This window comes from Actinophytocola sp. (assembly GCF_045807065.1).
In the GTDB taxonomy this organism is placed as follows: domain Bacteria; phylum Actinomycetota; class Actinomycetes; order Mycobacteriales; family Pseudonocardiaceae; genus Actinophytocola.
The window spans coordinates 1-23,828 of record NZ_JBJMIE010000710.1 but is presented as its reverse complement, the minus strand read 5'-3'; the positions used below and the strand labels follow the sequence as shown (position 1 = coordinate 23,828).

The following is a 23,828-nucleotide window of genomic DNA, read 5'->3' as shown; positions in this document are numbered from 1 at the left end:
TCTTGCGATCGCGACCGAATGGTCGTCCGGGCATGGTGGCCTCAGCACCTTCAATCGGCGATTGTGCATCTCACTGGCCCAAATAGGTGCTGAAGTCTTCTGCTACGTCCCCGACGCGACCGATGCCGAGGTACGGGACGCTGCGGTAGCAGGAGTCGAATTGATCGTCGCCAAACGCACCCCCGGCGAAGCACGCGGCAAGTCGCTGACCCGACTACCGGCGCTGCCCGCAGGAACCGTCCCGGATGTCGTCATCGGCCACGGACGAAAGACGGGGCCAGCGGCCGTCCGCATCGTCGAGGACTACTTCAATGGCGCGCAGCGTGTGCACTTCCTTCACACCATCGCTGACCATGTCGAGTTCGACAAAGTCGGCCCGGAGCCGGGCGTCATGGAGCGGGGTGAGGAACGCGTTGAGGACGACTGGGAGCTGGCGAAAGGCGCCACGCTTGCTTACGGAGTTGGTCCCGTACTCTACGACCGGTTGTGCACCGGCCTTCTTGGATATTCCGAAGCTCGGACTCCCCTAAGGTTTGACCCTGGGTTCGATATCGCCGAGCCCGAACTGAACCACAACTCACCCCGTAGCAGCCGTACCGTCCAAATTCTAATAGCCGGTCGGCTCGGCGAAAGCGAAGTGGACATCAAGGGCCTTGACTTGGCTGTTCGTGCGATCGCTTATCTGCTCGAGTTGAGAGATCCACGGGAACCCGAAATCGAACTGGTGATCCGAGGCGTTCCGACCGGCGGTGAGACGCGTCTACGCGAACTGGTCGATGGCTGGACCGACGGCAAGCCCGTACGGATATTGCCTCGGGCCTACACGGCGCGCGCTGAAGCCGTGGAGCAAGACATGCGGCGGGCCTCGTTGGTTGTCATGCCGTCCCGCACTGAAGGCTTCGGGCTAGTGGGTTTGGAGGCGATCGTTGCCGGGAAGCCGGTGTTGGTCAGCGGCTCGAGCGGCCTCGGGGTACTCCTCGATGATGTTCTTCCCCACAACTTGTCCGTCCGCGTGGTCATACCGATCAACCGCGACAGCTTGGACGTTCGACGCTGGGGCGAAGCCATCAGGTCCATCCTGATGAATCCGGAGGCTGCGAGCGCCACTGCGGTTGCTGTCCGTGAGATAATGGCACGCAAGCGCACTTGGACGATGGCAGCGGAGAAACTGCTCGCTGCCTTGGATCCGCGCCGGGGAGCGGAGAATCCAGGTCTTGGAGCGCCAATTAAGCAGGCGCCTTCCCAAGGGCTGTCACGTAATTGATCTTCTGGTTGGGGTTCTACCGGTGTTAGGTCAGCCGGCGAGTGTGATGTTGTGGAGGTGGGCGATTCCGGAAACGGTGTCGGCGAGTGTGTTGGCGGCGCGGCGGTAGTCGCGGAGGGTCTTCCAGCACTTCGTGCGTGCCAGAGTGTGCTCGACGCGTGCTCGGACTTTCCGGTGGACGGCGTCCAACTCTTCCTTCCATTCGGGAGTTCGCTGCCGTCCGTGGGTTTGCGGTAGGGCATGATCACTTCTGGGTTGCCGCGGTAGCCGCCATCGGTCATCACTGGCCGGTCGTCGACCTGGTCTTTGATGCCGGAGTCGCGGTAGGCGGTGCAGTCGTTGCGGTTGCCGGGTTGCGGATCGCCAGTAGCGATGACCAGGCGCGTGTCGGCGTCGATCGCGATCTGGACCTTCGTGGAGTACCGGTAGTTCTTCGACGGCGCCGCCAACCGGTGGTCCCGAGTCGGGACCAGTGTGCCATCCACGATCGCCACCGAGTCGATTGACTCAATGAATCCCTGAACAACCTGCCTCAACAATCTTGACATGCACCGAGAGACTGGCCAGCCGATAGCGCACCCCGCGGGGATCACGCGGGTCAGGCACCTCGGCCAGACGATCCAGTAATCATCCGGCGCCACAGCCGCATCCACACAGGGCGCGGCGCACGGCACCGAGGGCATGAGAGATGATGAAGTGACGAGCACTCGACCCCGGAACACCTCAAACCGGACGAATCCGGAGAACTCCGGGCCCTGACTCCCGGGCCACCTGCGCGATCGGCCGGCCCGTCTCCCGCACGATCCGGACCGCGCCCTCCCGGAACTCTCGATCAAACTTTCGTCGTTCCATCGCCGGTCACTTCCTCATGGCGATGTCTCCACGATACGAGGGGAAGCCTAATAAGGCTGCCGTGGGGAGAACGTCGTCTGCCGCTGGATGACGGAGTCGTAGAACCGGATGTCTTCGCGGGGGATGAACGGTGGGGGCTCCGACTTCCGCCATCCCGAGGAGGGTGTCGAGTTGGGGTCGAAGTGCCACGAGTTGCTCGAATGGCGGATGCAGATGTAGATGCCGTGGCTCATGACCGGGGTGAAGCGGGCTTCCTGGCTGATGAGCTCCATGAGCAACCGGACCTCTTCGCCTACCGAGGTGTCCGGGTAGCCGGTGGACCGGCGCAACCTCGACTTGGTGAAGGCCAGCGTGCCGCACACGATGTTGTCGATGTAGTTGTCCCGGGTCCGGGTCGTCTTCCGCCAGAACGTGCGCTCCCGCGCGTCGTACAGGTATCCCCACAGCAGGCCGGAGATGTCGGCGGTACCCGACGCCAGCGGTGCCACCTGGCGACGCAGGCGCAGGCTTCGTACCAGTCGTCATCGTCCCACTGCATGAGTATTTCGCCGTCGGCACGGTCGCTCGCGAACTGTCGCTTGTAGCCGATGGTTCTGCGGGAGTCCAGCCGGTAGTACCTGATCAGGTCGCTGTCGGGGACGACGTCGGCGATAGGCACCTCGCCGTCGTCGACGATGACCAGTTCGCGGTTGGGGTAGTCCTGCACCAGGAACTGTTCTGCCGCCCGTTTGACGAACAGTCTCCGGTTGTACGTCGGCATGAGGCACGACACCGCAGGCAGCCGCGCGTCGGGCGCCGTAACATGGATGGTCATACGCTCCGCCCGATCGTGAAGCTGCTCATGAAGTCCGACGGCCCGTCCGGGCCACCGAGTGGACGGCCCCACCGGTCGAGGACGGGCCTCGCCGCCGTACCGAGCACGCGTAGCGTGAAGACTTGGGGCTCGGTGAGCGCGGCCTGGAAGACCTCGGGATCCGCCGGTACGAACGCCACAGCCGTGACCAGGTTCGTCGGCCACGAGGCTCTCCAACGCACCCGAGATCAGCCAGCGGGGGAACCTGTTGGTCCGCATGTGGTCGCTGAGCAGCTTCGCGACCCGTGCCTGGTCCTGTGCGTCCTTGATGTCGGCGCGGAGCTGGGTGACCTCGGAGATTCGGCGGCGCATCTCGTTCTGCGCTGAGGTGGCGCTGGCCAACGCACCCGCGACGGCGGCGGCCGCGTGGTCGCGGCCAGGAGTTTTCCTCGTTCGGAGTTCTCGCGCGCAACCCAGTTCAGCAGCGTCGTCCACGCGTCGAGGAGACTCCTGTCGTCGAGCTCCGGAGCGCCAAGGCTCACCACGAAGTCCCGGGCTGCCCGGAAACCCGCTGCGCGACGACGGTTTTCAGCTCGATGCTCTCCTGTAGTTCGGCGGCCTGCCGCAGCGACGCTCGTGCCGTTGCGAGCGCTTTCTCGGCCGCTTCGGCCGTTTTTCGAGTTCGCTGATCCGGGCGAGCTGTGCGGCGACCTCGTCGGCGGTCGGGGCTGCTGCCAGCTGTTCCCGCAGGCGCCGACAGGTTTCCTCGGTGTCCGTCAGTTTCGACAGTGTCTGCTGCTCTTCGGCGATCGCTTTGTTGGCTGCCTGACGCCGCCGTTCGGCGTCCTTGTCGGCGACACCGACTTCTTTCGGAGTACGTCGACTTTCTCGGCCGCAGCAGCGTGTTCCTGTGCAAGCCGACTGAGCGTGGTTCGGCGTTCTTCCAGAGCGACACGCGCCCAGGTCGTCAGTTCATGCCAGCCCGCCACGATGTCGTCGACGTCTACGGGCGTTGCGTCGAGCGACACCAACGGGTCCCGTGCCGTGCGCAACCCGTCACGGGCCAACGACAGCACCCTGTCCGCCTCAGCGATCCCGGTCTTGGCGGTGTCTTGCGCTTCTCGTGCGACCGCCAGCTCGTCGTTCGCCTGGTTCAGTACGTTCTCGACGTCCATGCGTTCGGCGATGGCGGTGTCGAGCGCACGGACGGCCTCGGCCACCGCCGACCGCAACGCAGTCAGGTCGGTGTCGTTGGTGTCCTGTCGCAACGACTGGCTCAACTCGGCGGCTTCGGCACGACGGCGGACTCCGAGAGCACCTTCCGGTGTCGTTCAGCAAGCGCGAGCGCGTTCGCCCGTACTCCGGTGTCCTCACCCATGGCAGCTCGCAGTTCGCCCACCTTCGACTCGGCTCGTGTGCGCTCGGTGTTCAACGCGGCCTCGGCCTCGCGGGCTTCGGAGATACGCGGGTCGGGCTGGTGCGCTGGCAGCACGTGCACTTCCTGCTCGCACACCGGGCAGGGCTGGCCCGCGACGAGGTGGGCACGAAGAGCCAATGCCTTGTCTGTACGTTCCGCTTCCTCGGCGGCGGCCCGCGCGGCGGCGAGATTCCCGTTGATCCGTTCGAGACGGGCCTGTGCTCCCGCGAGCTGTTCGCGACGGCTGGCGTGTTCCGGCGCCATGGCGAGCTGTGTCGCACAGATCTCCCGCAGTTCGGTTGCACTCGTGAGCGCCTTCGACAGCGCGCCGCCGTCCGGTTGCGTCGCGAGCGCTTCTCGTGCCTTGTCCACAGCCGACTTCGCCTCGGCGAAGCGGGTGTCAGCGTCAGCGAGGTGTTGCCCGGCACGCGCTCGCGCGATCACGTGTTCTGCCAGATCCGCCGGCGGACGAAGGCCTTCGAGGAGTCCGCACTCGTCGTGACAACGGCCAGCTTTCTCCTGCGCCTGCCGGAGTTCGCTCCCCGCCCCGACGAACGCCTCCTGGGCTCGCTTGGCGGCTTCGAGCGCGGCTTTGGCCTCCGATCCCGCCGTGTCCTTCTCCGTCGTGTGCACTTCGGCCTGGGTGCGCAGAGCGGAAGAGCCTCGGTGGCCGCGGCGAGCTCATCCCAGTTGGGACCGGATCGTCTCCAGCTCGTGGCGATCGGGCTCTGCGCGGAGCGCTGTTCTCGCCTGGTCGTACTGCCCCTGGGCGGCGGCACGCTGTTCCTCGTCCAGTTCCACCACGCCGGCCGGTAGTTTCGACAGCGGTGAGCAACATCCGCTCGAGTTCGAGTGCGGCGACCTCCCCGCTACCTCGGCCCTTCTCGCACTCGCCTTGTCCAGCACCGGTAGGGCCGCCCTGACGCGTGTGTCCACCAGTCTCAGGTCCGTCACCCGGGACTCAAGTACCCTGACCGTCTCCTCGGTGACGTCCATATAGGAGTCGAGTTGACCGGTCAGTGTCTCGGCGCGCTGGTTCTGCCGTGTCGCGAGATCACCGGCGAGGCGGGCGATCCGGTCATAGACGTTGAGGCCGAGTAGTCTGCTGAGGATCTTCTGCCGCTCGCCCGGGGTCGTGTGGAGGAACTCCACGAAGTCACCCTGTGGCAGAGCCACGCAGGTGCAGAAGTGCTTGAAGCTCAGGCCGAGCAGCTTCTCGACCTCGCCGGTGACGGCGGAACCCGCTGCGAGCACCTCGGTCTCGTCGTCGGGGCCGCCGAGTGCATCGGGTCGTGGAACCGTTCCAGCCGGATATTCGTTGCTGTGACGATTGACTTCTTCTTGTTGCTGATGCGGCGTACCTCGCGTGCCACGCTGTACCGCGCTCCGGCGAGGTCGAAGATCAGCCGTACGGTCCTCGGTTCGTGGTTGGCGCGAGTGCCGGGGACAGAATGGCCTCGTGGTCCCAACGCGGGACGGTGCCGTACAGCGCGAAGGTCATCGCGTCGATGACCGCGCTCTTTCCCGCGCCGGTCCGTCTGACGAGTGTGAAGTGCTCGACGTCCGCGAAGCTCACTCGCGTCTCCTCGCGGAAGGACGCGAAGCCATTCATTTCGAGAAGGATCGGTCGCATGGCTATCCGCGTCCGTTGTCGGCGACCCTCGCCTCGTCGTGCAGGCGGACGAACAGGGCTTGGACGGCGTCGGCGGCGACCGTGCGTTCGCCGCAGTAGGCCGCGAACAGTTCTCCCGGCGAGCGATCGGCGGCCGCGCTGTCGTTGCCCCGCTGTGTGTGCACCGGTGCCGCGAACTCGGGGTCGATGCGGATCTGCAGCACGTTGGGCAAAGACTCCTGGATCTCCTCGCGCAGTCCGGCACGGCTTGGCACAGACATAGACCCGCAGGTAGTCGTCACCGAACTCCGTGGCACGAGCGAGGAGTTCGGCGACGGTGCCACGGACCGTGCGTAGCCGGCGCCCTTGTGTCATAGGTACGGCCGTGACGGTCGCGGGCGTCGTCGGGGTTACCTCGACGGAGAGCACCACGTTCTCGTTCTCCTCCTCACCGAAGTCGACCGCGATCGGTGAGCCGCTGTAGTAGACGGGGCATGAGGCGGGTATCGACTGATGCCGGTGCAGGTGGCCAAGGGCCACGTAGTGCGGCTCCGCTCCGAAGGCGTGCGCCGGCACGTAGTACTCGAAGATCGACTGAGCGTCTCGCTCGCCTCCGCCCTTCGCACCGCCGGTGACCGTGAGGTGGGTCATCACGATGTTGACGGCGTCCGGCGTGAACCCGCCTTTCAGGTTGTCGAGCATCGCGCGGATCTGCTGGTCGTACTTGCCCGCGTTCTCGGCGGATGTGCCGGTGAGCAGTTCGGTGGCGCGGATCGCGTACCGCTGCGAAACCAACGGCAGCACCGCCACGTTCACCCGCTCCCCCGTCGAGCGGCGTTGAACGTGATGACTCCGCCGTCCGCCGCAGGTCTTGCGAGACCGGCGAGGTGTTTGCCGGCGACCGCCATGAGTGGGCGGTACGCGTCGAACGTCGCGGCGCCGGTCGCCCGCAACTCCATGAGCGTCCGCACGACGAGTTTCTGGGCGTCGGCCGACGGCGCGGACGTCTCATAGATGTCACCGGCGATCAACACCGCGTCGAACTTCTCCCTTCGCGAGATCTGGATGATCTCGGTGAGCACCCGTGCCTGTTCCTCGAGCCGGTTGCTTGCGCTTGAGGGTCTTTCCGACGTGCCAGTCGGACGTGTGCAGAAACCGCATTTCTCTTCCTTTCCCGGCGGTTCGTCTCAGGCTCCGACCCGGACCAGGTCAGAAGGATGGTGCGTCGTCGTTCAGAAGGCCTTCGAGCGGATCCGTGTCCTTCGGCATCCGTGCGAAGGCGCCGCCTTCCCGTTCGCTGTCCGCGCTGGCGACATGTGGTGCGCCGCCTACTTCGGACTGTCGGGTGGCCCACGCCGGGAATGGGAACCCGACCGCGATGGGCACCGGCAGTTCCGGTTGGCTGACGAACATCGTGCCCGGTGTCGCCAAGGTCGCCCGGGCGCGCTGGCTGGCAGGCAGGAAACTGTACTCCGACCGCGCTGCCTCGGCGGCATCCAACCGGCCCACGACCCGGATCGAGCTGTTGCTCACGATCCGGCGTTCGACCTCGCTCGCGGTCTGCTGGGCGCCAATGAGGATCACACCGAGCGATCGTCCACGTTCCGCGATGTCGAGCAACACGTCCTTGATCGGACTGTTTCCCTCGCGGGGCGCATACTTGTTCAACTCGTCGATCATCGTGAAGAGCAGACCGCGGGACCGGCGGCCTCTTTCCGGTCCGTTTCAGCGGCGAGGACGACGCCCACCACGAAACGTTGTGCGCGCTCCATCAGGTTGTGCAGATCGACGACCGTTACCTGGTGGTGCTCGGTGGACAACTTCCGGCTCGGCGTGTGCGGAAGGTCGCCCCGAACAAAACCTCCCAGCGCCCGTTGGCTGGCTCGCAGCCGACGTACGAACGCGTTGACCGTGCCAGCGCCGATCGCCGGTCCCGCCCAGTCGAGGCGGGTTTCGTCTTCTGTCACACGGGAACAGATGACGTCGACGAGATCCGCGTAGGTGCGGCACAATGCCCCTTCCACTGTGGCCGCTCCGTCCTGGCCTGCGGTGACCGCCGTCTGACGAAGCCGGTTGGTCACCTGGTGCACCACGAGCGTGTACTGATTGCGCTCGTCCTCGACCTCGGCGAAGACGTACGGCAGCGGCTCGTCCGCGCAGAACTCCGCGATGGTCCACAGAACGCCGCGACTCCGGACGTGCGGCCGGTCACGTGCGGTCTGCCGGTGGTGTCGAACGGCGTCGGCGGGGCGAAGAACCCCACGGACTCGAACGGCTCAGCAGGAAGTCCGAGCATGGCGTACTGCTCGGCGTGCTCGGCACTCAGCCTGCTGTTGGTCTGGTCGAGAAACAGCAGGTCCTCACTTTCGACCGAGAACACCAACGCCGTGCCGTGCCGACGCCCGGGTGGCGTGACGGCGGACGAGCCGGAGGACCAGGCCGAGGGGTCAGCCCGCACCCTCGGCCTGCACCGCGACCAGCACGGTCACGGGGTCGCCGCAGCGCACCGCGCCGCCGCGGCGCACCGAGACGTACGTCCCGAACGTGGCACCGGCCCGACTGATGATCGAGCGCAGCACCTCGCGGTCCTTGGGGAGGCCGCGCTGCGGCTGCGTCACCATGACGCACCTCTTGCAGGAGCCCGTCACCTCGACGATGGCCTGGCCGACCTGCAACTCGTCCCCCACGGCGCCCTCTCCGGGCCGGGTGGCCGGGGTGTCCCGGCCGGGGTCGGGGACGGCCGACGTGAGCACGATGTTGGGCCGGAACCGGCGCAGGTCCCAGTTGCCGCCGGGGTACCACCGCTGCCCCGCCTGGACCGAGTCCCAGCTCAGCAGGTGCACCGGGGCGTCGTCGACGAAACTCCACGCCGGCAGGTCGAAGGTGGCCAGCTCGGCGGACCCGTCCGGGTCGCCCTGGTACTCCTCCACCGCGACCGTGCGACCGGCGGGCCGCGCCAGCCGCACCGGCTGGCCCAGCCACCGGCTGATGGCGGCGTCCACGTCCGGGTTGTCGCTGCGGATGGTCGGCCCGCCCGGCAACGTGATCTCCGCGGCCGAGCCGAGCCAGCGCGCCGTGGCGTCGAGCAGTTCGGGTACGCGCTTGGCCGTCAGCACCCGGCCGGTGGCGACCGAGACGACAGCGAATGCGCGATCGCCCACCACCCCGTGGTCGAGCATGAGCTCGGCGACCGGCTCGCCGCCCATCGACTTCACCGGGTAGCGCCACAGCTCCCCCACTGCTGCCCGGTTCATAGGTCCAACACCAGGTTCGCGGCCGGCCGCGAGATGCACAGCAGGATGCTGCCATCGCCCAGGTCGACCTCCGGCCGCACGTAGTAGCTGACGATGCCCTGCTTCAGCCCGCTGCTGCACGTGCCGCACACCCCGCCCCGGCACAGCGACGCCGTCTCGATGTCGTTCTTCTCGGCGAAGAACAGCAGCGAGTCGCACCCGTCGTCCCACACCGCCTCCAGGTCGGACCGGTCGAACCGCACCCGCAGCTCGGTGATGTGCGACAGCGCGTCGATGCCGTCCGCGGCCCGCACGGTCGACCGCACCATGGGGATCGACTTCCGCTCCGGGTCCAGCATCGCCAGCCGCTCGGCGGGCAGCGGCACGGGGTCCATCGGCACGAACCCGTAACGGGCGAACCAGGTCCTCGTCGTCTTGGTGAAGACCACCGCTTCGGGGAACCCCTCCGAATCCAGCACAATCAACATGCTGGCCAGCAGGAACCGGCCGATGCCGAGGCTCTGCCAGCGTTGGTCGACCACCACGTTGAAGATCTCGGCGAGGTGGGTGAAGCGGCGGATCCCGGCGCACGCCACCACTTCCCGGTCGATCTCGACGACGTAGAACTCCTCGATGTCGGTGTCGAACAGCTCCAGGTCACGCGCGATCAGGCCGCCCGTCGCCACGAATGGCTTGGACAGCTCGTACATCGCGGCGACGTCGCCGCGCTGGGCGCTGCGGAACGTGGCGTGGATGACCTTGGCCCCGCCCTGGCTCATGATGACGTCGAACCGCTGACGTCCGCTCTCGTCAGACACTGTGTCCCCTCAGAGATATGATGTGAGTTCGCCCGCGCGGCGCACGTCGAGGCTGCAGCAGTGGAATCCGCCGCCGAAGGTGCGGCCGTGGCGGTACGGCACCGGTATCACGGTGAAGCCCGCTGATTCCAGCAGCTTCGCGAGCCCGTCCTGCGCCTGCGGCACGATGACCGTCTCCTCGTCCACGGACAGGATGTTCATGCCGATCCAGGTGGAGGCGCGCGGCCACCCGAAGCCGAAACCGTCGTCCTGCGGATCGTCGAACCACAGGGTCTTCCAGCCGCGCAACGGCGCCGGGATGTGGTCCGGGGCCAGTCGGCCGGCGTTCGCCAGCAGCACCCCGGGCTTGAGCACGTGCAGCGTCGTGCCGACGTGGTCGGCGCAGATCGACATCTCGTGCACGCGGTACTCGGACCCCAGGACCCGGCCCAGCCAGGCCGCGCCGAAGCGGTTGCCCGTGTTGCTCACGTTGTAGAACAGGTCGCGGCCGCACCGGATGATGTTGGCCGCGTCGAACAGCGGCTCGAGCTCGGCGAGCACCGGTTCGCCGGCCTCGTCGTACTGGTAGGTCTCGGCGGGCAGCTGGGGTTTGGGCGCCGCCATCCAGCGGGCTCCGTCGTCAAAGTACTCGCGCAGCAATCCGCGGAACGGGAAGGTCTCGGCGTACCTGGCCCGCACGGCCATCGGCGCCTCGATCACCGTCTCACCGACGACCAGCAGACAGTCCCGCGGCATCAGGGCGTGGTTGGCGGTGCTGGCCCATTCCAGGAGGCTGATCGGCCGGTTGTGGTCGACCCGGTCCGGCCGGCGCACGTGCACCCCCAGCTCGTCGAGGGTGTCGGCGAGGACCTGCAGGTCCTCCTCGGTCTCCGCCACGACCCTGGCGAGGGTGTCGGCCGAGACCACTTCGGACTCGAACTCGGGCGGCGGTGTGAAGAAGTGCTTGATGGACTCGTCGTTCGGCGGGAAGTGGAACCCCTCGGCGCTGCCGACGACGATCTCCTGGAGCTTGTTGAAGTCGTTGAACGACCGGACCGCGCTCATTCCTGTTTCCTCTCTCACGTACGACGGCTCAGGGCCAGACCGAAGGGCTGATCGACCGACATCAGCTCGACGTAGTTCACGTTCACGTGCGCCGGCGTGCTGTGCGCCCACAGGACGGCGTCCGCGACGTCACCGGGGGTCAGCGGGTTGATGCCCTCGTACAGGGCGTCCGCCTTGGCGCGGTCGCCCCCGAAGCGCACGAGGGCGAACTCCGAGCGCACCATCCCTGGCGCGACACAGGTCACCCGGATACCCGAGCCCTGGATGTCCGCCCGGAGGTTCGCCGACAGGTGGTGGACGAAGGCCTTGGTGGCCGCGTAGACGTTGCCCCCGTAGAACGCGTACTCGGCGGCCAGCGACCCGATGTTGATCACGTGGCCCGCCTCGGCCTGACGCATCCTGGGCAGCGCGGCGCGCGTGCAGGTGAGCAGGCCCGCGATGTTCGTGTCAAGCATGGTCCGCCAGGCGTCGGGATCCCCCTCGTCGAGGGGCCCGAGGCCGAGGGACAGCCCGGCGTTGTTGACCAGCACACCGATCCCGTCCAGGGCGTCGAAGGCCTGCTCGACGGCCGAGCGGTCCCGCACGTCCGCGGCCAGTGCGCGCACCCGGTCCGGGCCGAAGGCGTCGGCGAGGTCGGCGAAGCGCTCGGCCCGGCGGGCGAGCAGCGCCACTCGGTGACCCTTGTCCAGGAAGCGCTCGGCGACGGCCCGGCCGATGCCGGAGGACGCCCCTGTGATCACGACCCAGGCGTCAGTCATCGCGCATCCTCTCGATCGAGGCCGTCGGTGCACGGCCGAAATGGACAGATCCAGTCCGGCGAGGTCGCGCGGCCGGAGTACTGCAGGGCTTCCGAGCGCTCGCCGAAGTCCGAGAGGTTGGGGTTGATCGATCCCTGGAGCGCCATCTCCCGGGACCGCACCTCGTTGCGGATGCGTCCGTAGATCCCGCGCTCGCGCAGCCGCTCGAACTGCACGTGCGAGTTGAAGACGAGCGTCGGGTAGCTGAACCGGCGGGTGATCCGCGACGCGCTCGCGTGCATCCCGACCACGAAGAAGGCCTGTTGGGCGATGCTGAACGCGAAGCGGTCGGACGCCGGGTCGGGTTCGGCCAAGTCCGCCCAGGCGAACCAGCGGACGTCCCGGTCGTGCAACCCCTGCAACTGATCCCACACCAGCGCCTCGAAGTCGGCCTCGTCGAGGCCGAAGGGCCCGTCGAAGGTGGCGACGAACGTCGCGAGCAGCTGGTCGATGTCGTCACGGCGCAGTGCGAAGTCCGTGACCGCCGCCGACAGCTCGTCCGTCGTCGCGGACTCGCCCATCGGTCCGAAGTGGCGGTGCACCATGCTCCCGCGCAGCCACGCCGTCTTCCCGGCCACGCAGGAGAACGTGTCGCCCTGGAGCTTGGCCTCCAGCGCGGCGCCGACGTCCTCGTGCTTGCCTCCCCCGGTTGTCATGGCGCTGTCACTCCCTGTTGGGTCTCCTGCGTTCGTGCGTGGGCCTGGTCGCCGTTCCCCCAGGGCTCGCGCTGGTCGCCGGCGGTCGTCCGACCCCGGTACACCAGGTCGGCGACCGGGAACTCGGCGAGCGCGGCGCGGTCGACCTTCCCCGGGCGGTTGAGGGGCAGCTCGTCCAGCCACACGTAGAACCGCGGGACCATGTGGCCGGGCAGCCGCTCGCGCAGCCGCCGCACCAGCACCTCGTCAGCCGACGGCGTACCTGCCAGGAAGGCGACGACCGCCGTCCCACCCGGGGCGTCCTCGCGCACCAGCATCGCGGCGTCGGCGACGCCGGGGCACTGGCGCAGGGCATGCTCCACCTCGCCGGTCTCCACCCGGAAGCCGTTGATCTTCACCTGGTCGTCGATCCGGCCGAGGAAGACCAGGTCCCCATCCGGCTGCAGCACGACCCGGTCCCCGGTCGCGTACATCCGCTCGCCCGGGGTGGGCGAGTACGGGTCGGGCAGGAACGCCGCGGCAGTCCGGGCCGGCAGGCCGAGGTACCCCCGGGCGAGGGCCGCTCCGGCGAGGTACAGCTGCCCGGCCTCGCCGACCGGGACCTGGCGCAGCTCGTCGTCGAGGACGTAGGTGCGCACCCGCCGGATCGGCTTGCCGATCGGCGCCCGCTGCGGGGTCGAGGGGACGCACCGGTACCAGGTGACGGCGACCGATGCCTCGGTCGGGCCGTAGCAGTTCTGCACGACCATGGAACCGGCGGCCTCCGCGAGGCCGCGACCGTCCAGCTGCGAGCTCCCGGCCGCGACGAGCCGTACCCCGGCCGCGGCCAGGCGCGGCAGCAGGGCGCGGCCGTAGGGCCCGACCATGGCCGCCGGGATGTCCAGCACCGTGGCGCCGAGCGTGCGGGCCTCGTGCACGATCCGGGTCGCGGGCAGGTCGCCCGCCCGCGGGATCGCGACGGCGCCCCCGCAGCACAGGGCCATCAGACAGTCCTGCATCGTGATGTCGACCGTGACCGGGCACGTCCACAGGACGACGTCGTCCGGGCGGATCAGGTCCAGGTCGTCCCGGCTGGCCACGATGAGGTTGACGATCCCCTCGTGCAGAACGCCGACCACCTTCGGGCGGCCGGTCGAGCCCGAGGTCGTGATCGCGTAGGCCAGGTCCTGCGGCGCCGGCACCGGGAGACCTTCGCTCGTCGTGGCCTCGTCCTGGAGGCCGGGGTCGTCGAGGAGCTGCGCGCCCGGGAACCCCGCGTCGCGGGAGAGGGCGAGGATGTGCTCGCACCCCACGTCCCGGAGCACCTCCCGGTTGCGGGCAGGCGGATCGTCGGGGTCCAACGGCAGGCACGCCGCGCCGCACCGCAGCGTGGCCACGAGGCCGATCAGGGCTTCGGGACCGCGTGGGACCGGCATCCCGACGATCGTGCCCGGGCCGGCACCGAGGCGGCGGAGCCGGTGTGCCAGCCGGGCCGTCTCGCGGCCGAACTCGGCGTAGGTCCACGAGCGGTCAGCGGTTCGCACGGCCGTGGCGTACGGGCGGAGCCGGACCTGGCGGTCGAACAGTTCGCAGACCGTCCGGGCCGCGGACACGTCCATCCCGTTCTCGCGAGGATCGTCCATGGTGCACTAACTCCTTGGTGCGTTGTCCGCTGCGGTCCGGCGCATGCTCAGCGGCCGCATGTCGGTCCAGACCTCGTCGATGTGGCCGAGGCAGTCGTCTCGAGAACCGACATGGCCCGCGGCCCGCCAGCCGGCCGGGAGATCGCGGTTGGCCGGCCAAATCGAGTACTGCTCCTCGTCGTTGACCACGACGCGGAACTCGCGCTGCTTGTCGTCGAACATCCGGTGTCCTGCCCTCTCCCCGCTCGTCGTCCTGTCAGTGCTCACCGAGGACCCATGCGACGGCCTCGGGGAGCACCGCCTCCCAGGCGGCATAGGTGTGGCCCCCGTCGCCGCACTCGTTGCGCACGACGTGCCCCTGCCCGCTCAGTTCCGCGGCGACCTTCCTCGTCGCCTCCACCAGGTCGAGCCCGTCGTCGAGCTCGATGTCCGCCTCCTCCCGACCGGCGGCCAGGAAGAGCCAGGCCGGACGGGTCACGCCGCCGCTCGGGCGGGGGGTGAGCTCGTGGTCGGTGAGGGGGCCCGAGATGCCGACCGCGCCGTCGAAGCAGTCCGGGCGGCGCAATGCGGCGCGCAGGGCGGCGACGGCGCCCAGGCTCGCGCCGAGCGCGGTGACCCGGTCCACACGCCACCGCTCGCCCAGCCAGCCGCGCAGGTGCGGCACCAGGTCGTCGGCGAGTACGTCGACGTAGGAGTCGTCGAGCAGTTCCGTCCGGCGGGCCGACCAGTCGGCGGGACTCAGGAACACCGCCGCGGTCACCGGGACGCGCCCGGCGAGGGCGAGCCGGTCCAGTATCGCCGGGAGCCGCATGACGTCCACGAACTCCGAGCCGTCGAGCACCACCAGGGCCCGAGTGATCGGCACGTCCTGGTCCACCGCGGGGACGAACAGGTCCACCCGCCGGCGCCCGCCGAGGGTCCGGTTGTGCCAGCTCTGCCGTTCCAGGCGGTGCTCCCAGGACACGGCGCCGAGGTCGGGCAGACTCTCGTCCGACAACGCCCTCGCGTACGACGCCGGCGTCCGGTGGTCCATCATGAGCCGGAGCGGGACCTCACGCCCGAGGAGCTGCCGGATCGCCGCGGTCGCCCGGGGCACCAGCAGGGAATGGCCGCCGTGCTCGAAGAAGTCACCCGCGGCCGGCACCGGGCGGCCGAGCACCGTCGACCAGGCCTGCGCGACGCGGGCCTCGAGGCCGGTCTCGGGCGGCGGCCCCTCCGCCGGCTCGGCGGGTCCCAGCGGGATCGCCGCGAGCGCGGCCCGGTCCATCTTGTTGTTGGTCGTCAGCGGGATCCTCGGCACCTCGACGATGTGGTCGGGAACCATGTACGCCGGCAGGGTCTCGCGCAGCTCCCGGCGCAACTCGGCCCGGTCGACCGCGCCGGCCGCCACGACGTATGCCGCGAGGCACGGCCCTGTTCCCAGTTCGGCCCGCAGCACGACCGCCGAGGTGATGCCGGGGTCGCGCAGCAGCGCGTGCTCCACCTCGCTCGTCTCGATCCGGAAGCCGCGGATCTTCACCTGGCGATCCGTGCGGCCGAGGAAGTCGATCTCGCCGCCGGCCAGGTACCGGCCCGCGTCCCCGGTGCGGTACATGCGCGATCCCGGTGGCCCGTACGGATCGGGGACGAACTTCTCGGCGGTCAACCCGGGACGCCCGTGGTAACCGCGCGCGAGCCCGTCGCCGGCCAGGTGGATCTCGCCGCGCATCCCAACCGGGCAGTGGTGGAGGTCCGGGTCCAGGACGTAGGCCCGCGTGTGCGGGACGGGATGGCCGATGGGCACCCGGCCGGTCCCGGAGCGGCCGTCGAACACGGTGGCCAGCACCGTGCTCTCCGTGGGGCCGTACGAGGCCGTCACCCGGCAGCCGGGGAGCTGTTCGCGGGCTGCGGCGAAGCTCTTCGGGTTGACGACGTCCCCACCGACGACGAGCTGCCGCAGCCCGGCCAGCGACCGGATGCCTCGCTCGACGAGGAGGTCGAGCTGCGGGGACACCAGCTTCAGCGTCGTCACCCCGTAGTCGCGGACGACGGTGTCCAGGTCCTCCTGCAGCGTTCCGGTGTCCGTCACCACCACGCGACCGCCGTGCGCCAGCGCGGTCCACTCGAGCACGGCCACGTCGAAGGTCAGCGGCCCGGCCTGGAGGAACGTCGTGCCGTGGCCGACCTCGAGGTAGCGCGGGGCACCCGCGACGAGCCGGCTCAGTCCCCGGTGGGAGATCGCCACCGCCTTGGGAGTGCCCGTGGAACCCGACGTGGAGATCAGGTACGCCAGGTCGTCGGGCCGCGCGGCCAGCGGGAGGTCCCCGGTCTCGGTGCCGGTCACGTCCGGCACGCCCCGGCCGAACTCGAGCACCGGACCGGCGTCCGCCGGGATCGCGGTGCGCAACGACGGGCTGACCACCGTCAGGACCGCCTCGGCGTCGCCCAGCAGGAACCGCAGCCGGTCGGCGGGGAAGCCCGGGTCCAGTGGGAGGTAGACCGCACCGCACTTGACGACGGCGAGCAGGACCACGTACCGCTCGACGTCGTTCTCGAGGCACACCCCGACGATCCGCTCGGGTCCCACACCACGGGTGAGCAGGTACCGGGCCAGCTGGTTCGCCCGCTCGTTCAGCTGCCGGTACGAGAGCGTGCCGGAGGCGCCGACCACCGCCGGGGCCTCCGGCCGGGACGCGGCCTGGGCCTGGACGAGTTCGACGACGGTGGTCTCCGGGGCGGCGCTCGCGTCGTTGCGGGCGTGCAGGGGTTCGAGCTCCGCCGCCGAAACCAGGGCGAGATCGCACAGGGGCCGCTCGGGTTCGGCCACCGCCTGCTCGATCAGCCGGACGTACCGCGCCGTCAACGCCTCGATCGGCGCCCGGTCGAACAGGTCGACGCGGTACAGGAAGGTGACCTCGATCCCGCCGTCGACCGGGAGCGTGGTGAGGGAGAGGTCGAACCGGGCCGTCGTCGGGATGTCCGGACGCCACAGGGTCGGCGCGCTGTCCGACTCCGTCGGGCTGATCCGGTCGCCGCCGTGGCTCAGCGCTACGTCGAACACCGGGTTGCGCTGCGTCTGCGACCCGCCCCGCACCGCGCCCACGACCTGTTCGAAGGGCGCGTCCTGGTGGGTGTCCGCGGCCATCCACGCGTCGCGGGTGCGGACGATGAGCTCGCGGAAGGTCAGCTCGGGCCCGGCCAGCGAGATTCGGACCGGCACGGTGTTGATGAAGAACCCGACGAGGTCCTGCAGCTCGGGGTGCGGGCGGTCGGAGACGATCGCGCCGATGACGACGTCGTCCGAGCCGGTGTAGGCACGGAGCGTCGCCGCCAGGGCGGCCATCACCACGATGAACGGGGTGGCGCGTGCCCGCCAGGCGAGGCCCGTCAGCGCGGACGTGGTCTCCTCGGACAGGAAGGCGACGACGCTGTCGCCGACCCCGTCGGCCGTGGTCGGCCGCGGCCGGTCCAGTGGCGGCTCCGGCCGGTCGTGGTCCGCCAAGGCGCCCCGCCACCACTCGAGGAGCGACGCGAGCCGCTCGTCGGTCACGAACCGCCGCTGCCAGGCGGCGTAGTCGCCGTACTGGACCGGCAGCTCCGGGAGCCGCGTGGGCCGCTCCTCCACGGCGGCCGCGTACAGCTCGGCCAGGTCACGGGACAGCACATCCATCGACCAGCGGTCCGTGATGATGTGGTGCATGACCACGCACAGTCCCGGGCCGTCGTCGAGCTCCGCGGCGACCAGCCGGAACAGCGGCGGCCGCGCGAGGTCGAACGGCCGGGTGACGGCGGCGTCGAGAGCCGCGCACCAGTCCCGACCGGCCCAGGTAACCGGGGTGTCGAGCTGGTCCAGGACTTCCTGGACGACCGTCCCGTCCGGCTGGGTGGCGAACCTCGTCCGCAGGACCTCGTGCCTGCGGACGAGCGCGGCGAGGGCCGCACCGAGGACCGCGGGATCCAGGCCCTGGGGGAACCGCCAGCCCTCCAGGATGTGGTACTGGCTGGACGCGGGGTCCAGCTGGTGGACCCACCAGAGCCGCTCCTGTCCCGCAGCGAGCGGGTAGCTGCCCGCCGCGGGCTCACGGATCAGCGGGAACGGGTTCGCCGGTCGCTGCTCTCGTCGAGGCATGATCAGCCTGGCTCCTGTCGAGGTCGCGATGGGTACGCCGCGTGCGAACGGGACGGTGCGAGGGGGCGGTTTCTCAGGTTCGCGCGCATGTCCCGTCCGCGCCGACGTCCTCCTGGGCGGACTCGACCGCGGCGACGATGGCGTTCACCGAGGCGAAGGTCTCCTGGTTGAGCTGGTCGGCCGGTAGCTCGACGCCGAAGATGTCCTCGATCTCCAGCATGAGGCCCATGCAGGAGAGCGAGGTCATGCCCAGGTTCCAGAGGTCGTCCGCCGGGCTCAGCGCGCGGTCGCCCAGGTGGAGCTGTTTCTCAGTGAGCCTCGTGACGATGTCCAGGACGGGCTCCTGCGGGTTGCTCATCGCGAGTCTCCGATGCCGCCGCCGACCGAGGTCAAGGAGGTGGTGGTGGCGCTGTCGCGCAGGCGGTTCAGGTAGCGCGCGATCCGGCGCGCTCCGACGAGGCTGCCCTCGACGTACCAGAGCACGTCGGGACCCAGCGCGTAGTCGGTGCCGAGTTGCTCGAACGCCTCCCTGGCCCGGGCCCGGTAGTAGGCCTCCAGCTGCGTGGTCGTCATCTGCGGCGCGGCCTCCGCGCCGGTCTCGAACCAGGACGCCATGCTGTGGATCACGTAGTCCTCGACGGACTCCTCGACCGTCCTGATCTCGATCGGGCGGCGCACCGGGTTGAACATCGAGTCGATGTCCCCCGGCTGGCCCTGCAGCTCGTTCGCGACGTGCGTGGCCAGCAGCGGCGCGCAGTGGAACCCGTCGCGGTACGTGCCGGTCATCAGGTAGAGGCCGGAGATGGGGAGCCAGCCGATCATCGGGAAGCCGTCGAAGGTCACCGGGCGGTTGCCGCTGAGCCACCCCACGACCTCGTGCCGCGCGATCTGCTCGTCCAGCTGCTGCATCGCGTACTGGGCGAGGTAGCGCGCGTCACCGACCCAGGTGACGCTGGAGACGTCGTCGACCAGGCGGTTGGTGGCGCCGAGGTACTCGCGTCCCGGGCCGGCGGGCACGACGTGCAGGCCGCAGGCGAAGCCGCGGTTCGGGGTCCGCACCACGCTGCGGAACGGCTCCCCGCCCGTGCGCTGCGCGATCATCGCGAAGCCGAGGCCCGCGATCATCGGGATGAGCTCGAGGTCGTCGGCCACCGTGCGCACCAGGGCCTCGCTGCGCGCCCCGACCGCGACGACCACGGACCCGGCCTCAATGATGTGGCCGTCGTTCAGCTCGACCCCGGTCACCGCGTCGCCGTCCCGGATCAACCGGCGCACGCTCTGGTCGATGCGGGTGGTGCCGAGATCGTCCAGGCGTGCCTCGAGGGCGGCCAGCACGCCCCGGGCGTCCACGGCGCCCTCGCCCGGCACGTGGATGGCACGCAGCGCCCTGGCGTCCGTCCTCGGTTTGAAGCCCGGGATCTGCTTGGGGTCGATCTCCGCCCACGGCTTGCCGTACTCGTCGAGTGCCTTGATCATCGCGTCGAAGTTGATCGAGTCCAGGTCCGCGCCGATGGCGTTGAGGACCACGTGCGACTCGGTGGCCACCTGCAGCGGGAACCCGGTCGAGGAGTACTCCTCGAGCCGGTTGAGCACGTCGGGCCAGCGGTCGTGCGCGCGGAGGCCGATCTCGAACCTCGTGCGCGAGGCGTGGGTCCGCAGAGAGTCCGCCGTCACCTCGCCGAAGCAGCCGAGCATGGCGCCGGCGGCCTTGCTGGCACCGGCGGCCCGATCGCTCGGGCCGACCACGACGACGGCGCCCGCCTGGCGCTCCATCAACTCCTCGGCGAGGAAAAGACCGAGCGCTCCGTTGCCGACGATGACCACGTCAGCCTGCGTCGGCTTCTCGGTGTTTGCGGGGTTTGGCCGTGCCATCGGATCCTCCGTTGTTCCGTAGGTATTCAGCGAGCGCCGGAGCAGGTCGGCCCCACGCTTGTCTCGGTCGCGGGCCTGCCGTCACTGCCCCGCGACCGCCGATGGATCTGGGAGCTGGCGGACGTCGCGCAGGGCTGCCGCGATGCCCGCCACGGTCGGTGTCTCGAAGAGCGCCGCGATCGGCAGCTCGGGGTCGTTCTTCCGCAGGATGTTCAGCAGCCGCAACGCCTGCAGTGAGTTGCCGCCGAGCTCGAAGAAGTCGTCGTCCGCCGATACCTCCGGCAGGCCGAGGATCTTCGTGAAGGTGCCGGCGACGAGCTCCTCCTCGGCGTCCCGCGGGACCTCTGTGGCCGCCCGGGCCTGGAGCGCGGGCAGGGCCAGTGCGGACTTGTCCACCTTGCCGGTCGGCCCGAGGGGCAGCCGGTCCAGCGGAACCACGTGCGCGGGGATCATGTAGTCCGGCAGCACCTCAGCCAGCCGGGTCCGCACCAACTGGCCGCTGACCGAGCCCGGGACGACGAAGGCCGCGAGCGCCACGTCCTCCCCGCCGCCGACGGTGGTCATCACCGCGCGCTCGACGTCCTGGATGGACTCGATCATCCGCTCGATCTCGCCGAGCTCGATGCGGTACCCGCGGACCTTGACCTGGTCATCGACCCGGCCGACGAACTCCAGCGCGCCGTCGTCGCGGCGGCGGACCACGTCGCCCGTCCGGTACATGCGGCCACCGTCGAACGGGTTGGCGACGAAGCGCTCCCGGGTCAGCTCCGGCCGGTTGAGGTAGCCGAGTGCGAGTCCCGGTCCGGCGATGTGGAGCTCGCCCGCCTCGCCGTCGCCCTCCGGGTGGCCCTGGGGGTCGAGGATGTAGAGCAGGGTGTTGGTCCTCGGGTACCCGATCGGGATCGAGGCGGCCGGGTCCGACGGCCCGCAGTCCCAGTAGGTCGTGTCGATCGAGTACTCGGTCGGACCGTACTGGTTGTGGAGGCCGGCGTTCACGGTCGCGAGGAACCTGCGGGCCAGGGCCGGGGACAGCACCTCGCCCCCGGAGAACACCTCGCGCAGCGACGGGCAGTCGGCCAGCCCTGGCTCCTCGTCCAGCAGCGCCTGGAGCAGTGCCGGGACGACCGCGAGGCAGGTGACGTTCTCCGCGCGGACCAGGTCGGTCAGGTACCGGGGATCCTGCCCGTACAGCGGGTCCGCGACGACGAGCCGCCCGCCCGTGGTCAGCGGGATGAAGATCTCCCACAGCGAGACGTCGAAGCTCAGCGCGTGGTGCAGGATCACCGCGTCCTCAGGGCCGGCGGGGTAGGTGGTGGGCTCCCACAGGACGCGGTCGACGATGCCGCGGTGCGGGATCTCGACGCCCTTCGGCTGGCCGGTGGACCCGGAGGTGTAGATGACGTAGGCCGTCTGCTCCGGCGAGATGGCGACCGCCCACGGTTCCGCGCCCGGGGGGCCGAGGACGTCGTCGAGCTCCACCATCGCGGTGCCCGCCACAGGTGGCAGCTCCGCCCCGGCGTGCAGGATGACGAGGGGGGCGCAGTCCTCGATCATGAGGCGCAGCCGGCCGGCCGGGAACTCCGGGTCGAGCGGCACGTAGCCCGCGCCGGTCTTGAGGATGCCGAGGATGGCGGCCACGGCGGCGGCCGAGCGCTCGATCGCCATCCCGATCAGCTGACCGCGGTCGGCCCCGCGTTCGCGCAGCCCCGCAGCGATCCGAGTCGCCCGCTCGTCGAGCTCGGCATAGGTCCAGGTCGCGTCGGGCGCGATCACCGCGATCGCCTCGGGTGTCGCCGCCACCTGTTCTTCGACGATGTGGTGCAGGCCGACTGCCCCCGGACCGGGGTGACCGCCCGTGCGGCCGGTGCTGGTCATCGGGAACCTTCCCTTCGGGTTGGGACCGCCAGTCGCAGCTGGGCGGCTGTTCCGTGGCGGACGGAGAACGCGCAGGCCTTGCGGTAGAACCGCTGGGCGTCCTGGTCGGACCGCAGCCCGAAGGCACCGTGCAGGTGCAGTGCGGCGGTCGTCGCCTCGACCGCGAGTTCCGCGCAGGCCGCCAGCAGCCGCGAGGCTTCCCCCAGCGGGTCGGCGTCGGCCTGACCGGACTCGAGGCGTGTGGCGACGTGCTCGCCGAGGGCGTGCACGGCCGTCAGCCGGGCGATGAGCGCGGCCAGTTGGAAGGCGACCGCCTGGTTGCTCCCGATCGGCCGGCCGAACTGCACCCGGGACTTCACGTGCCGGACGGCGGCGTCGACGGCGCCCTGCGCCAGACCGCAGAGGTAGGCCCCCGTGCGGCCGCGCAGCCGCGCCAGGGTCAGCGCGCAGGCCGGGCAGTCCGGCTCGTCGCACACGACGAGCCCGGTCACCGAGCCGGCGTCGACCGCGTGGACCTCCTCGTCGCTCAGCGAGCGCGCGGGCTGGCGGGTGACCTCGTCCGCGCCGTAGAGCACCAGCGGGGAGCCCACCGCCAGCAGCCACCCGGCCGGACCCACGGCGAGCGCCTCGCCGGCAGGCCCGGATACCAGCAACGCGACGGGTGAGGCCGCCCGCGTGACGTCGTCGACGTCGTGGCTGGCGAGGAACTCCGCGGCGATGGCGTGCTCGATGACCGCGTACGGGTCGCCGGCCCTTCCGCTGTCGAAGGCGACCCCATAGGCACCGGCCTCGTCGGACGCCGCCGCCCGCCGGGCCTCCGTGTCGGGCCCGGCGCTCATGACGTCCCTCCGAGCCCCAGGCTGGACGCGATGATGCCCAGCATGATCTCCGAGCCGCCGGCGGACAGGGTCAGGCCGGGCGCCTCGCGGAGCATCGCCACCGAGTCGCCGTCCGCCAGGCCGCCGACGTCCAGCGCCAGCTGCGCCACCTTGACGCACAGCTCGCTGTTGAACCACTTGGCCATGGCCGCCTCCTCGGCGTTCAGGTCGCCGTCCTGCTGGCACTGGACGAGCCGCCACGCCAGGACGCGTCCCGCGGCGGCCTGCGTCCGCAGGGCGATGACGCGATCGGTAAGGACGACGTCCTCGCGGGCCTCGACCTGCCTGGCCACGACCTCCAGCCAGCTGTTGGCCTTGGCGATGTAGTCGACGCCGGTCCGCTCGATCGCCAGGCCCGCGGCCAACACAAACCAGCCGCCGTCGACCGGCCCCAGCACGTTGACGTCGGGGACGTGCACCCCGTCCAGGAGCACCTCGTAGAACGGATCGGGGTAGAGCGCCTCGACCAGGCGCACCTCCACTCCCGGGTCGTCCAGGGCGACGACGAACAAGGTGATGCCCGCCTCGGCCCGGCCTCGCTCGGACGTCCTGGCGGCGACGACGGCGTAGCCCGCCCGGCGGACCTGGACGGCGTACCACTTGGCCCCGTACAGCCGCCAGCCGTCCTCGGTGCGCTCGGCCCGGGTCCGCAGCGACGCCAGGTCCGACCCCGCTTCTGCCTCGGTGTAGAGGACCACCATCGTGGCGAGGCCGGCGGCGAGTGGGGGCAGGAAGCGGGCTTTCTGCTCGGCGCTGGCCACGAAGAGCAGCAGCGAGCCGGCGTTCGTGATCGTGTTGATGAAGGGCATGTCCGGTACCCCGTGCCCGGACAGCTCTTCCTGCACCACCGCGGCATGGGCGGCGGTCGCGTCCCGCCCGCCGTAGCGCCGGGGCCAGGCCGGGGCGAGCACCTGGTGCTCGCCGAGCAGCTGGTACACCCCCGCCGGGAAGCGATCCTCCGGGGGCAGTTCGGCGATGGCGGTCAGT

General features: G+C 69.9%; 24 protein-coding genes and 2 pseudogenes. 1 reads left to right on the top strand and 25 read right to left on the bottom strand.

Annotated elements, in window-relative coordinates; genetic code table 11:
* The coding region (locus ACJ73U_RS41790; protein WP_407783320.1) for a glycosyltransferase family 4 protein at positions 1 to 1,264 on the top strand (1,264 nt) is incomplete at its 5' end.
* 30 nt (positions 1,265 to 1,294) lie between these two features.
* Here ACJ73U_RS41790 and ACJ73U_RS41785 read toward each other — a convergent pair.
* The 25 genes and pseudogenes from ACJ73U_RS41785 to ACJ73U_RS41665 form a co-directional block, all read right to left on the bottom strand.
* Positions 1,295 to 1,767, bottom strand: a pseudogene (locus ACJ73U_RS41785) (transposase family protein); the annotation flags it as partial.
* 220 nt (positions 1,768 to 1,987) lie between these two features.
* Positions 1,988 to 2,116: a transposase gene (locus tag ACJ73U_RS41780; RefSeq protein WP_407783319.1), complete on the bottom strand. Its 129-nt coding sequence runs from the start codon at positions 2,114 to 2,116 to the stop codon at positions 1,988 to 1,990.
* 47 nt (positions 2,117 to 2,163) lie between these two features.
* Entirely contained in the window at positions 2,164 to 2,604 is a 441-nt protein-coding gene (locus tag ACJ73U_RS41775; protein ID WP_407783321.1) for a hypothetical protein, read from the bottom strand.
* A 32-nt stretch (positions 2,605 to 2,636) separates the two neighbouring features.
* Positions 2,637 to 2,876: pseudogene (locus ACJ73U_RS41770) on the bottom strand (glycosyltransferase); the annotation flags it as partial.
* Between the two features lie 50 nt (positions 2,877 to 2,926).
* Positions 2,927 to 3,109, bottom strand: coding sequence for a hypothetical protein (locus tag ACJ73U_RS41765; RefSeq protein WP_407783318.1), 183 nt, complete (start codon positions 3,107 to 3,109; stop codon positions 2,927 to 2,929).
* A gap of 576 nt (positions 3,110 to 3,685) precedes the next feature.
* Complete coding sequence (locus ACJ73U_RS41760) at positions 3,686 to 4,177, bottom strand: hypothetical protein (RefSeq protein ID WP_407783317.1); 492 nt, start codon at positions 4,175 to 4,177, stop codon at positions 3,686 to 3,688.
* Between the two features lie 8 nt (positions 4,178 to 4,185).
* Complete coding sequence (locus ACJ73U_RS41755) at positions 4,186 to 4,959, bottom strand: hypothetical protein (protein ID WP_407783316.1); 774 nt, start codon at positions 4,957 to 4,959, stop codon at positions 4,186 to 4,188.
* A gap of 48 nt (positions 4,960 to 5,007) precedes the next feature.
* Positions 5,008 to 5,580 (bottom strand): hypothetical protein, encoded by a 573-nt coding sequence (locus tag ACJ73U_RS41750; RefSeq protein ID WP_407783315.1) that lies wholly within the window; start codon positions 5,578 to 5,580, stop codon positions 5,008 to 5,010.
* A gap of 148 nt (positions 5,581 to 5,728) precedes the next feature.
* Positions 5,729 to 6,748, bottom strand: a complete 1,020-nt coding sequence (locus ACJ73U_RS41745) for an AAA family ATPase (RefSeq protein WP_407783314.1) — start codon at positions 6,746 to 6,748, stop codon at positions 5,729 to 5,731.
* Positions 6,749 to 6,750: 2 nt separating this feature from the next.
* The gene (locus ACJ73U_RS41740) at positions 6,751 to 7,020 is read right to left on the bottom strand and encodes a hypothetical protein (RefSeq protein WP_407783313.1); all 270 of its coding nucleotides are present in this window, start codon (positions 7,018 to 7,020) and stop codon (positions 6,751 to 6,753) included.
* A 127-nt stretch (positions 7,021 to 7,147) separates the two neighbouring features.
* Entirely contained in the window at positions 7,148 to 7,618 is a 471-nt protein-coding gene (locus ACJ73U_RS41735) for a hypothetical protein (RefSeq protein ID WP_407783312.1), read from the bottom strand.
* Positions 7,615 to 8,019 (bottom strand): hypothetical protein, encoded by a 405-nt coding sequence (locus tag ACJ73U_RS41730; RefSeq protein WP_407783311.1) that lies wholly within the window; start codon positions 8,017 to 8,019, stop codon positions 7,615 to 7,617. Before ACJ73U_RS41730 ends, ACJ73U_RS41735 begins: the two co-directional genes overlap by 4 nt.
* 366 nt (positions 8,020 to 8,385) lie before the next feature.
* Positions 8,386 to 9,192, bottom strand: a complete 807-nt coding sequence (locus tag ACJ73U_RS41725) for an MOSC domain-containing protein (protein WP_407783310.1) — start codon at positions 9,190 to 9,192, stop codon at positions 8,386 to 8,388.
* Complete coding sequence (locus ACJ73U_RS41720; RefSeq protein WP_407783309.1) at positions 9,189 to 9,989, bottom strand: GNAT family N-acetyltransferase; 801 nt, start codon at positions 9,987 to 9,989, stop codon at positions 9,189 to 9,191. The genes ACJ73U_RS41725 and ACJ73U_RS41720 overlap by 4 nt, the downstream gene beginning before the upstream one ends.
* Positions 9,990 to 9,998: 9 nt before the next feature.
* Positions 9,999 to 11,033 (bottom strand): hypothetical protein, encoded by a 1,035-nt coding sequence (locus ACJ73U_RS41715; RefSeq protein WP_407783308.1) that lies wholly within the window; start codon positions 11,031 to 11,033, stop codon positions 9,999 to 10,001.
* A 14-nt stretch (positions 11,034 to 11,047) separates the two neighbouring features.
* The gene (locus ACJ73U_RS41710; protein ID WP_407783307.1) at positions 11,048 to 11,791 is read right to left on the bottom strand and encodes an SDR family NAD(P)-dependent oxidoreductase; all 744 of its coding nucleotides are present in this window, start codon (positions 11,789 to 11,791) and stop codon (positions 11,048 to 11,050) included.
* Positions 11,788 to 12,486 (bottom strand): guanitoxin biosynthesis heme-dependent pre-guanitoxin N-hydroxylase GntA, encoded by a 699-nt coding sequence (gntA, locus tag ACJ73U_RS41705; RefSeq protein WP_407783306.1) that lies wholly within the window; start codon positions 12,484 to 12,486, stop codon positions 11,788 to 11,790. Before gntA ends, ACJ73U_RS41710 begins: the two co-directional genes overlap by 4 nt.
* Positions 12,483 to 14,108 (bottom strand): amino acid adenylation domain-containing protein, encoded by a 1,626-nt coding sequence (locus ACJ73U_RS41700; RefSeq protein WP_407783305.1) that lies wholly within the window; start codon positions 14,106 to 14,108, stop codon positions 12,483 to 12,485. Before ACJ73U_RS41700 ends, gntA begins: the two co-directional genes overlap by 4 nt.
* Positions 14,109 to 14,114: 6 nt before the next feature.
* A complete protein-coding gene (locus ACJ73U_RS41695) occupies positions 14,115 to 14,330 on the bottom strand; it encodes an MbtH family protein (RefSeq protein ID WP_407783304.1) in 216 nt (71 codons plus the stop codon).
* Positions 14,331 to 14,364: 34 nt separating this feature from the next.
* A complete protein-coding gene (locus ACJ73U_RS41690) occupies positions 14,365 to 18,216 on the bottom strand; it encodes a non-ribosomal peptide synthetase (RefSeq protein WP_407783303.1) in 3,852 nt (1,283 codons plus the stop codon).
* 73 nt (positions 18,217 to 18,289) lie between these two features.
* The gene (locus ACJ73U_RS41685) at positions 18,290 to 18,574 is read right to left on the bottom strand and encodes a phosphopantetheine-binding protein (RefSeq protein WP_407783302.1); all 285 of its coding nucleotides are present in this window, start codon (positions 18,572 to 18,574) and stop codon (positions 18,290 to 18,292) included.
* A complete protein-coding gene (locus ACJ73U_RS41680; protein ID WP_407783301.1) occupies positions 18,571 to 20,088 on the bottom strand; it encodes an NAD(P)/FAD-dependent oxidoreductase in 1,518 nt (505 codons plus the stop codon). The genes ACJ73U_RS41685 and ACJ73U_RS41680 overlap by 4 nt, the downstream gene beginning before the upstream one ends.
* An 81-nt stretch (positions 20,089 to 20,169) precedes the next feature.
* Positions 20,170 to 21,963 carry a non-ribosomal peptide synthetase gene (locus ACJ73U_RS41675; RefSeq protein WP_407783300.1) on the bottom strand — a complete coding sequence of 598 codons (1,794 nt, stop codon included), beginning with the start codon at positions 21,961 to 21,963 and terminating at the stop codon, positions 20,170 to 20,172.
* The gene (locus ACJ73U_RS41670) at positions 21,960 to 22,802 is read right to left on the bottom strand and encodes an acyl-CoA dehydrogenase family protein (RefSeq protein WP_407783299.1); all 843 of its coding nucleotides are present in this window, start codon (positions 22,800 to 22,802) and stop codon (positions 21,960 to 21,962) included. Before ACJ73U_RS41670 ends, ACJ73U_RS41675 begins: the two co-directional genes overlap by 4 nt.
* Positions 22,799 to 23,828, bottom strand: a 1,030-nt coding sequence (locus ACJ73U_RS41665; protein WP_407783298.1) for an acyl-CoA dehydrogenase family protein, incomplete at its 5' end; no start/stop codon positions are given. The genes ACJ73U_RS41665 and ACJ73U_RS41670, both read right to left, overlap by 4 nt.

Bases quoted from the DNA above. Each gene is read 5' to 3' on its own strand.
- ACJ73U_RS41685 (WP_407783302.1), bottom strand. From the start codon at position 18,574: ATGAGCAACCCGCAGGAGCCCGTCCTGGACATCGTCACGAGGCTCACT.
- ACJ73U_RS41695 (WP_407783304.1), bottom strand. From the start codon at position 14,330: ATGTTCGACGACAAGCAGCGCGAGTTCCGCGTCGTGGTCAACGACGAG.
- ACJ73U_RS41735 (WP_407783312.1), bottom strand. From the start codon at position 7,618: ATGATCGACGAGTTGAACAAGTATGCGCCCCGCGAGGGAAACAGTCCG.
- ACJ73U_RS41700 (WP_407783305.1), bottom strand. From the start codon at position 14,108: ATGGACGATCCTCGCGAGAACGGGATGGACGTGTCCGCGGCCCGGACG.
- ACJ73U_RS41675 (WP_407783300.1), bottom strand. From the start codon at position 21,963: ATGACCAGCACCGGCCGCACGGGCGGTCACCCCGGTCCGGGGGCAGTC.
- ACJ73U_RS41715 (WP_407783308.1), bottom strand. From the start codon at position 11,033: ATGAGCGCGGTCCGGTCGTTCAACGACTTCAACAAGCTCCAGGAGATC.
- ACJ73U_RS41710 (WP_407783307.1), bottom strand. From the start codon at position 11,791: ATGACTGACGCCTGGGTCGTGATCACAGGGGCGTCCTCCGGCATCGGC.
- ACJ73U_RS41690 (WP_407783303.1), bottom strand. From the start codon at position 18,216: ATGCCTCGACGAGAGCAGCGACCGGCGAACCCGTTCCCGCTGATCCGT.
- ACJ73U_RS41725 (WP_407783310.1), bottom strand. From the start codon at position 9,192: ATGAACCGGGCAGCAGTGGGGGAGCTGTGGCGCTACCCGGTGAAGTCG.
- ACJ73U_RS41680 (WP_407783301.1), bottom strand. From the start codon at position 20,088: ATGGCACGGCCAAACCCCGCAAACACCGAGAAGCCGACGCAGGCTGAC.
- ACJ73U_RS41780 (WP_407783319.1), bottom strand. From the start codon at position 2,116: ATGGAACGACGAAAGTTTGATCGAGAGTTCCGGGAGGGCGCGGTCCGG.
- gntA (WP_407783306.1), bottom strand. From the start codon at position 12,486: ATGACAACCGGGGGAGGCAAGCACGAGGACGTCGGCGCCGCGCTGGAG.
- ACJ73U_RS41670 (WP_407783299.1), bottom strand. From the start codon at position 22,802: ATGAGCGCCGGGCCCGACACGGAGGCCCGGCGGGCGGCGGCGTCCGAC.